At 73.2% G+C, this 9037-nt stretch carries 10 protein-coding genes and 1 tRNA gene; 2 read left to right on the top strand and 9 right to left on the bottom strand.

The window, feature by feature from the left end:
• Both H7A69_RS12855 and polA read right to left on the bottom strand, forming a co-directional pair.
• Window positions 1–542, bottom strand: a 542-nt coding sequence (locus H7A69_RS12855; RefSeq protein WP_182047353.1) for a DUF885 family protein, incomplete at its 3' end; no start/stop codon positions are given.
• Window positions 543–591: 49 nt separating this feature from the next.
• A complete protein-coding gene (gene polA, locus H7A69_RS12850) occupies window positions 592–3264 on the bottom strand; it encodes a DNA polymerase I (RefSeq protein WP_182047352.1) in 2673 nt (890 codons plus the stop codon).
• Window positions 3265–3307: 43 nt separating this feature from the next.
• Between polA and H7A69_RS12845 the strand changes: the two genes are divergently transcribed.
• A complete protein-coding gene (locus H7A69_RS12845; protein WP_069710820.1) occupies window positions 3308–3733 on the top strand; it encodes a PaaI family thioesterase in 426 nt (141 codons plus the stop codon).
• 4 nt (window positions 3734–3737) lie between these two features.
• Here H7A69_RS12845 and H7A69_RS12840 read toward each other — a convergent pair whose 3' ends face one another.
• The 7 genes from H7A69_RS12840 to H7A69_RS12810 all read right to left on the bottom strand — a co-directional run bounded on the left by H7A69_RS12840 (window position 3738) and on the right by H7A69_RS12810 (window position 8339).
• Complete coding sequence (locus H7A69_RS12840; protein WP_182047351.1) at window positions 3738–4208, bottom strand: GNAT family N-acetyltransferase; 471 nt, start codon at window positions 4206–4208, stop codon at window positions 3738–3740.
• A 226-nt stretch (window positions 4209–4434) separates the two neighbouring features.
• Complete coding sequence (locus H7A69_RS12835; RefSeq protein ID WP_022903868.1) at window positions 4435–5040, bottom strand: ANTAR domain-containing response regulator; 606 nt, start codon at window positions 5038–5040, stop codon at window positions 4435–4437.
• Between the two features lie 141 nt (window positions 5041–5181).
• Window positions 5182–5262: transfer RNA gene (locus tag H7A69_RS12830), tRNA-Leu, on the bottom strand.
• A gap of 41 nt (window positions 5263–5303) precedes the next feature.
• Window positions 5304–5861, bottom strand: a complete 558-nt coding sequence (locus tag H7A69_RS12825; RefSeq protein ID WP_182047350.1) for an MOSC domain-containing protein — start codon at window positions 5859–5861, stop codon at window positions 5304–5306.
• The gene (locus H7A69_RS12820; RefSeq protein WP_182047349.1) at window positions 5845–6051 is read right to left on the bottom strand and encodes a hypothetical protein; all 207 of its coding nucleotides are present in this window, start codon (window positions 6049–6051) and stop codon (window positions 5845–5847) included. The genes H7A69_RS12825 and H7A69_RS12820 overlap by 17 nt, the downstream gene beginning before the upstream one ends.
• 60 nt (window positions 6052–6111) lie before the next feature.
• Window positions 6112–7659 (bottom strand): sensor histidine kinase, encoded by a 1548-nt coding sequence (locus tag H7A69_RS12815; protein WP_182047348.1) that lies wholly within the window; start codon window positions 7657–7659, stop codon window positions 6112–6114.
• The gene (locus H7A69_RS12810; RefSeq protein ID WP_259346221.1) at window positions 7656–8339 is read right to left on the bottom strand and encodes a response regulator transcription factor; all 684 of its coding nucleotides are present in this window, start codon (window positions 8337–8339) and stop codon (window positions 7656–7658) included. The genes H7A69_RS12815 and H7A69_RS12810 overlap by 4 nt, the downstream gene beginning before the upstream one ends.
• Before the next feature lie 146 nt (window positions 8340–8485).
• On the opposite strand from H7A69_RS12810, the gene H7A69_RS12805 reads away from it, so the two are divergent.
• Window positions 8486–9034 (top strand): hypothetical protein, encoded by a 549-nt coding sequence (locus H7A69_RS12805; protein ID WP_182047346.1) that lies wholly within the window; start codon window positions 8486–8488, stop codon window positions 9032–9034.
• The last annotated feature ends 3 nt before the right edge of the window (window positions 9035–9037 follow it).

The raw sequence follows: 9037 nt of genomic DNA, 5'->3' as shown, positions 1-9037 counted from the left end.
GTGTACGCTTCCGATCTGCCGTCGGGGGCGGCGTGCCCGGCGACGGGCGCGACCTGGCGGCGTGCGGGCGTCACCTGCTCGCGGGTGCCCTGGAGCAGGGTCTCGCGGTGTCCCTCCAGTGCCTCGGGCAGCGCGTGCAGCCGTCCGGCGACGTCCTGCCAGTCGTCCGTCGTCGCCGTCGCCATGAGGTCGAGCACGTCGCGGAGCTCCTGGGCGGGGCTCTGGATGACGTTGAGGTCGCGCAGGTGCAGTCGACGGTCGTGCGACTCCACGACGAGGTCGAGCTCGGCGCCGAGGTCGGTCTTCGTCACGCGGTCGACGGCGTCCACGGCGTCCGTCGCGTCGAGCGTCCGGCGCGCTGCACGGGCCGCGTCGGCGAGGGCTTCGGCACCCGCGGGGGACGTGTCGCCGTACCCGTCGGTGCGACCCGGAGCGCCGATGTACGTGGCGACGGTGGGGTCGAGGTCGACGAGGGTGGTGACCCAGTCCTCGGCGACGCGGTCGACGGCGGAGGGCTGGCGGACGGGTCGGTTGTCGCTCATGCCCCGACCCTACCCACGGGTCGGGTGCGCGCCGGTGCGGTCCCGCGCGTCAGTGCGCCGCGGCCTCCCAGTTCGGACCGACGCCGACGGACACGTCGAGCGGCACGCTCAGCTCGGCGGCTCCGCCCATGCGGGTCCGCAGGACCTCCTCGACCCGCTCCTGTTCGCCGGGCGCGACCTCGAGGATGAGCTCGTCGTGCACCTGGAGCAGCAGGCGGGAGGCCATGCCGCCCTCGCGGAGGTCCTCGTCGACACCGAGCATCGCGATCTTCATGATGTCTGCCGCAGAGCCCTGGATCGGCGCGTTCAGCGCCGCGCGCTCGGCGTTCTCGCGGAGCACGCGGTTCGGGCTCTTCAGGTCCGGGAAGGGGCGACGGCGACCGAAGATCGTCTCGGTGTAGCCGTCCTCACGCGCCTGCTCGACGACGCCGCGCAGGTAGTCGCGGACGGAGCCGAAGCGCGCGAAGTACTCGTTCATGAGCGTCCGGGCCTCGGACTGCTCGATCCGGAGCTGCTTCGACAACCCGAACGGGCTCAGGCCGTACGCCAGGCCGTAGGACATGGCCTTGACCTTCGTGCGCATCTCGGGGCTGACGTCCGCCGGCTCGACACCGAAGACGCGCGCGCCGACGAAGCGGTGCAGGTCCTCGCCCTCGTTGAACGCCTGGATGAGCCCCGGGTCGCCGGACAGGTGCGCCATGATGCGCATCTCGATCTGCGAGTAGTCGGCGGTGACGAGCGTCGTGTACGGCTCCGCGACCGCGAAGGCCGAGCGGACCCGCCGCCCGACCGCGGTCTTGACGGGGATGTTCTGCAGGTTCGGGTCGTTCGACGAGATGCGGCCCGTGCTGCTGCCGGTCTGCTCGTAGCTCGTGTGGATGCGGCCCTCGACGACCGCGGCGTCGAGGGTGTCGACGATCTGCCGGAGCTTCGTGGCGTCGCGGTGCTGCAGCAGCAGACCGAGGAACGGGTGCGGGTGCTGCTCCTGCAGGTCCGCCAGGCTCGCGGCATCGGTGGAGAAGCCCGTCTTCGTCTTGCGGGTCTTCGGCATCGCGAGCTCGGTGAACAGGACCTCCTGCAGCTGCTTCGGCGACCCCAGGTTCACCTCGTGCCCGATCTCCGCGAAGGCCTGCTGCGCGAGCTCGGCGGCACGCTCCCCCAGGTCGTGCGACAGCCCGGTGAGCACCGGCCGGTCGATGCCGACGCCGACGGTCTCCATGCCCGCGAGGACCGGGACCAGCGGGAGCTCGATGGTGTCGAGCACCCGGAGCGAGGACTCGTCGACCCGGGCGCGCAGCGCGGTGTCGACCCGGAGCACGTACCAGGCGTGCACGCCGATGTTCACCGGGTCGGTCTCGGGGACGAGCTGGTTCGGGTCGGCGGTGGGGAGTTCCTCGCCGAGCTCCTGGTACACGAGGTCGGCGAGGGGCTGGCCCTGCTTGCCGGGCTGCGCGAGCCACCCGGTGAGCCGGGCGTCGCCCGCGATGCCGCGCACCGTGATGCCGACGGTGGCGAGCGCCTTGATCGCGGTCTTGGCGTCGTGGAAGTGCTTCGGGGCGTCGGAGGCGAACCACGCGGCGAGCTGCTCGTAGTCCTTCGCGCCGCTCCCGCCCGGCACGAGCACGGCGTCGTCGTGAGTGGCGATGCCGATCGCGCTGAGCCGACCGTCGATGACCTCGACCGCGACCCCGAAGCCGTTCTCGGCGTCGTTCGCGCCCTTGCGCTCGAGCCAGTGGCCGAGCTCCTCGTCGATGATCGTCGTGACCTTCGGCGGGGTCGGGGCGCCGCTGTCGACCGTGCCGGGAGCGTCACCCGCCTCGCTCGGCTCACCGGTGCCCGCCACCTTGAACACGCGGTCGAGCAGGGTGCGGAACTGCAGCTTCGCGAAGAGGTCACGCACGGCCTGCTCGTCGAGCGGTCGCAGGGCGACGTCGCCCGGACCCACCGGCAGCTCGACGTCGTTGACGAGCCGGTTGAGCTTCCGGTTCCGGATCGCGCGGTCCCGCTGCTCGCGGAGGTTGTTGCCGACGACGCCCTTGATCTCGTCGGCGTGCTCGAGCACCCCGTCGAGCGAGCCGTACGCGGTGATCCACTTGACGGCGGTCTTCTCCCCGACCTTGTCGATGCCGACCAGGTTGTCGCTCGTCTCCCCCACGAGCGCCGCGATGTCCGGGTACTGGTGCGGCTCGATGCCGTACCGCTCGTACACCTTGTCGCGGTCGTAGCGGGTGAGCTCGGAGACGCCGCGGACCGACGGGTAGAGCAGCGTGACGTCGTCGTTCACGAGCTGGATCGAGTCGCGGTCGCCGGACACCACGTACACCTGGTAGCCCTGCTCGGAACCCTGCCGGGCGAGGGTCGCGAGGATGTCGTCGGCCTCGTAGTCCTCCTTGGTCACCGTCGTGATGCCCATCGCCTCGAGCGCCTGCTGCAGGAGCGGGATCTGGCCCTTGAACTCCGCCGGGGTCTCGGACCGGGTGCCCTTGTAGTCCTCGTACTCCCGCGTGCGGAAGGAGAACCGGGAGATGTCGAACGCGACCGCGAGGTGGGTCGGCTTCTCGCGCTGGAGGAGCATGAGCAGCATCGAGATGAAGCCGTGGATGGCGTTCGTGTGCTGCCCCTCGCGGTTCACGAAGCTGTCGACCGGGAGCGCGTAGAACGCCCGGAACGCGAGCGAGTGGCCGTCGATGACCATGAGGGTAGGCTTTGCGGAGTCCGACACCAGGACAGCCTACCGACGCGATCCGACACGGGAGTCCTCGAGCGTGACCGACGAAGCGACCACGACCGACGCCGTCGACCCCCGCCTCGCGGACCGGGGTCTCGGGGAGCTCGCCGAGAAGATGGGCATGGTCGTCACCGAGCTCACGGCCGAGCGTGCCGTCGGGTCGATCCCCGTCGAGGGCAACCGCCAGCCGGTCGGACTCCTGCACGGCGGCGCCTACGTGGTCCTCGCCGAGAGCCTCGGGTCCATGGCCGCGAACGTGCACGCCGGCCCGGGCCGCTACGCCGTCGGCATCGAGCTCAGCGCCTCGCACTCGCGCAGCGCGACGAGCGGCCGGGTCACCGGCACCTGCACCGCGATCCACCTGGGCGGCACGCTCACGACGCACGAGATCGTGCTGACCGACGACGAGGGCCGACGCTGCTCGACCGTCCGCATCACGAACATGATCCGCGAGCGGCGCTAGCGGATCAGTCCTCGGGCGGTCGCTGCAGCAGCAGGCGCGCGTCCCCGAAGCCGAGCCGCCGGTAGAGCGTCTCGCCGACGACGCTCGAGTGCACCGCGGTGCGCTCCGCGCCGAGCTCGTCGGCGAGGTCGAGCAGGGCCGTGACGAGGCGTCCGGCAATACCTCCGCCGCGCAGGTCGGGGTGCACGTAGACGGTCTGCAACTCGGCGGTCACGCGTCCGCGCGGCCCGTGCGGCGCCGGCGGCCGAGGGTGCACGGCGAGCCACGCCATCCCCAGCACGACCCCGTCGCGCTCGGCGACCACGCACCGGTGCGAGTCCGCGTGCTCCGCGGCGAAGGCCGTCATCGCGTCGCGGTACTCGTCGGGGGTCACTGTCGGGACGGCACCGTCCTCCTCGACGCTCCACCGCCACCGCAGGTCGGCCACCGCCGGCATGTCCTCCGGCCGGGAGGAACGGATCACCACGTCGTCCATGCCCCCACCCTGCCAGGTGGCGGGCTCGGCGGCGGGGCCGACCCGCGCCTCCCGTCCGGCTCCTGCCGCGGCACTGCCGCCGCGCGCAGTCTGCGACACGACACGCGTCGATCGACCGGTGCGATGTCGCACGATGCGTGTGGATCCGATGCCGTCCGCGGCCGGGACGCAACAGCGCCGCCGGACCAGGTCCGACGGCGCTGCCGCGTGAGCGAGCGGGTGCTCGTTACTTCTTGGCGCTGAGCTGCTCGATGATCGCCTTCGCGACGTCGTGCATGGTGAGGCGGCGGTCCATCGAGGCCTTCTGGATCCAGCGGAACGCCTCGGGCTCGGTCAGGCCCATCTTCTCGTTGAGCAGGCCCTTGGCGCGGTCGACGAGCTTGCGGGTCTCGAAGCGCTCGACCAGGTCGGCGACCTCGGCCTCGAGCGTGATGATCTGCTGGTGCCGGGAGAGGGCGATCTCGATCGCGGGCAGCAGGTCGTTCGGGGTGAACGGCTTGACGACGTAGGCGAGGGCGCCGGCCTCGGTCGCACGCTCGACGAGGTCCTTCTGGCTGAACGCCGTGAGGAGGACCACCGGAGCGATGTGGTTCTTGGAGAGCTTCTCGGCCGCGGAGATGCCGTCGAGCTGGGGCATCTTGACGTCCATGACGACGAGGTCCGGGCGGAGGTCGGTCGCGAGCTGGACGGCGGTCTCACCGTCGCCGGCCTCGCCGACCACGTCGAACCCGTTGTCGCGGAGGATCTCGACGATGTCGAGACGGATGAGCGACTCGTCCTCGGCGACGACGACGCGACGCGGTGCTGCTGGGGTTGCTTCTGTGTCACTCACGAGCGAGAGCCTACTAGACGGAGCAGGACGGGTCGCACTGGTGTCGGACCGCGCGCCGTGAGCATCGGTCGTACGAGTGGCGGGACCCGGGGACGGGCACTGCCCCGCCCGCCGTGAGCGTCGGGCCGTGAGCATCGTTCGTACGAGTGGCGGGACTCGAACCCGCACGCCGTGAGGCAGAGCATTTTGAGTGCCCCGTGTCTACCGTTCCACCACACTCGCGAGGACACCAGGGTAGCAGGGACGCACCCCGGCCCGGGTCGTCACACCGGCACGAGCGGCTGCGGCTCGCCCGCCGGGAGCTCGACGCGGATCCGGTCGCCGGCGCGCACCACACCGCCCGTCACCACGACCGCCATCACCCCGCCCTTCCGCTCGACCGAGCCGTCCTCGGCCCGTCCCAGCACGGCACGGAGCAGCCCGGGTTCGAAGTCGTTGATCTGCTGGCAGGGGTTCCGCAGACCGGTGACCCGGACGCAGGCGTCATCGCCGAGGTGCAGCAGCGTGCCGGTCGGCAGCCCGAGCAGGTCGACGCCGCGGGTGGTGACGTTCTCGCCCATGTCGCCCGGGGCGACGCGGTGTCCCGACCGGGCGACCTCGTCGAACACCTCGGCGTGCAGCAGGTGCACCTGTCGGAGGTTCGGCTGCGACGGGTCCCGTGCGACCCGGGAGCGGTGCTGCACGGTGGTCCCGGCGTGCGCGTCGCCCTCGATCCCCCACCCCGCGACCAGGGTGACCTCGTCGACCACCGGCTTGCTGAACCGGTGCTCGTCGTCGCGACCGACGGCGACGACCCGCGCTGCCTCAACCGTGGTGCCCACCCCCGAGGTCGGAACCGGAGTGGTGCCCGTGCGTCGTGCCGTCCGACGGGGTCGTGCTCCCCTGCATCGTGCCGCTCGGGTCCGGGACGTCGTGCCGACGACCCACGGACGTCCAGCCGAGGAAGCGCGCGGTCCACCCGAGCACCGCGACGACGATGCCGGCGATCGTGAGGAGGAGGACGGGGTCCATGGTCCGACGCTAGCGACCTCGGCGGCCGGGCACCAGGGGGCCGGTCGCCGGGATCCGGCGTCAGGCGGGTCGCCCGGCCACGACCTCGCGCAGGTCGACCTCCGACGGTCCGGCGTCGACGGCGGCACACCGCGGGACCACGAGGACGAACACCGCACCACCGAGGTCCCCCTCTGCGCCGTGGACGAGCGTGCCGCCGTGCGCGACGGCGATGCCCCGTGCGATGGGGAGCCCGAGGCCCGCCCCGCCGGAGCGCACGTCCCGGGCGTCCTCGAGTCGCACGAGCCGGTCGAAGACCCGCTCGCGCTCGGTGGACGGGATTCCGGGCCCGTCGTCCTCGACGGTCAGCACCGCCGACCCGGACGCGGTCGACAGGGCGACCCGGACGGTGCCGGTGCCCGCGGTCGCCCGGGCGGCGTTGTCGACGAGGTTGCCGAGGACCTGCGCCAGGCGGTCGGGGTCGACCTCGGCGGGCACCGGCCCGTCGGGCAGGACGGGCAGCAGGGCGATCCCCGGCAGCCGCAGCTCGAGCCGGTCGACCTCCGTCCGGAGCCACGCGACCAGGTCGGTCCGGTGCCGGTCGAGTGCGATGCCCCGGTCCAGTCGCGCCATGGTGAGCATGTCGTCGACGAGCCGTGCCGCCCGGTCGGCCTGCCGCACGACGTGCACGGCGAGGACCTCGTCGGTCGCCCGGTCGTCGCCGCCGCTCCGGACCAGCGTGTCCGCCGCCGCCCGCACCCCGGCGACGGGGGTCCGCAGTTCGTGCGCCGCGTCGGAGAGGAAGGTGCGGACGCGCTCCTCCGCGGCCACCGCCTGGGCCTCGGCACCCTCGACCGCGTCGAGCATCTCGTCGAACGCGGCGGCCACCCGACCGATCTCGGTGTCGGTGCGCGACGGCCGGAGGCGGCGCCCGCGGTCCCCGTCGGCGATGGAACGCGCCGTCGCCGTGACCTCGTCGAGCGGGCGGAGCGCGCGGCGGACGACCAGCACGACACCGACGACGGCCACGCCGAGGAACGCCGCCGACGCTCCACCCATCACCCATCCGAGCTGCGTCAGGGTCTCCTGCACGTCACGCGTGCCGGCGGTGAGCGTGATCCGCGTGCCGTCGTCGAGCTCGGACCGCAGCGTCAGCACCCCGTCGTCCTCCTGCGTGCTCGAGGACACGACGGTCGCGCCGGACCCCGTGCCACCGGACAGCGTCCCCGTCGCGTCCGACGTGCCCGACGATCCCCCGCGCGCGGCACCGTCGCGGTCCCGCGCCGCCGGGCCGGGCAACCCGGCCGGGTCGGGCGGACCGGACCGCAGCTGGTCCGGTGTCGGACCGGCCTCGACCGCGGCTCCGTCGGGCTGGACGATGCGCACCGAGAGCCCCTGCGCCGACAGCCGGTCGGCCAGGTCGTCCGCGTCGAGCACGCCGACGAGCGCTGCCGCGGCCGCCGCCCGGTCGCGCAGCCGGTCCTCGACCTGAGCGCGCAGTCGTGCGCCGAGCACCGCCTCGACCGCGACGACGAGCGCGGCGAGCAGGACGGCGAGCAGGACGAGCACCGCGACGACCGTCCGAAGCCGGAGGGAGGTCGTGCGGAGCCGACCCGTCGCGGCGCTCACGCGGCGCCCCGGTCGACCGCGAGCCGGTAGCCGAGCCCACGGACCGTGTGGACGAGGCGCGGGCCGTGCGCCTCCATCTTGCGGCGCAGGGCGCTGAGGTGCACCTCGACGAGGTTCGGCGCGATGTCCTCGTAGCCCCACACCTGGGTGGTGATCTGCCCCTTGGACACCGTCCGCCCGCGGCTCTCGGCGAGGAAGCGCAGCAACCGGAACTCGGTCGCGGTCAGGTCGAGCAGCACGCCGGCGCGTCGGACGGTCGCCGCGTCCGGGTCGAGGACCAGGTCGGCGACCTCGATCACCGACGGCACCCGACCGCGTCGGCGGAGCACCGCGGTGACCCGCGCCACGAGCTCGGCCATCGCGAACGGCTTCACGACGTAGTCGTCGGCGCCCTCGGCGAACCCGCGGAGGCGGTCGTCGAGCTCGTCGCGCGCGGTCATCATGACCACGGCGGCGTCCGAACGTGTGCGGATGCGGGCAGCGAGCAGGATGCCGCTCGGACCGGGCAGCATCCAGTCGAGCAGGACGAGGTCGGGGGCGGCCCGGTCGAGGTCCTCGACGATCGCCCGACCGTCCGGGGCCTCGGCGACGAGGAACCCCTCGGCGCGGAGGGTCGCCGCGACGGAGGTGCGGAGGGAGTCGTCGTCCTCGACCACGAGGATGCGTGCGGGAGCGGTCACGGCGGACACCGTAGGTCGGTGGTGCATGCACGGAGCAGGAAGCGGGCTGGGAGACCGCTGTGCTTCAGTCCTGCTTCAGGTACGGATCCGAGCGTCGTCCACGTCGCCGGAGCAGACGGCTCCGCGACCGATCGAGGAGGACCACCATGCAGGACGAACGACACGACGAGACGACCACGAGCCGCACGGGCGACCGCCGCCGCACCCTCCGCCGGGTGGGGATCGGCTCCGCGGCGGCGGCCGCGCTGCTGCTCGGCGGCATCGGGGTGACCGCCGCGGTCGCCGACGGGTCCGGCACGCCGAACGCGCCGACGAGCGCACCGACCAGCGCCCCGTCCGGTGCTCCGAGCGGCGCACCCTCGGGTGCGCCGAGCGGAGCACCCTCCGGCGGACCCGCGGACGGGCCCGCTGCCGGCGGCTCCGGACCGGGTGCGGCGCCCGCGCCCGGCTGCGTCGCGATGCCCCCGGCCGACGGCGTGCAGCCCCCGCAGCCGAAGGACGGCGCGAAGCCCACCCCGCCGGAGGACGGCACCAAGCCCATTCCGCCGAAGGACGGCGCGAAGCCCACCCCGCCGAAGGACGGCGCCAAGCCCACGCCGCCGGCCGACGGTGCGAAGCCCACGCCGCCGGCGGACGGCGGTGCCGACGGGACCGCCTCGCCGACCCCGGCCCCGGCCCCGACCTCGGGATCCTGAACC

This window comes from Curtobacterium sp. ME26 (assembly GCF_903970945.1).
Taxonomy (GTDB): domain Bacteria; phylum Actinomycetota; class Actinomycetes; order Actinomycetales; family Microbacteriaceae; genus Curtobacterium; species Curtobacterium citri.
The sequence above is the reverse complement of the archived record's forward strand: the minus strand, read 5'-3'. Positions and strand labels throughout refer to the sequence as shown.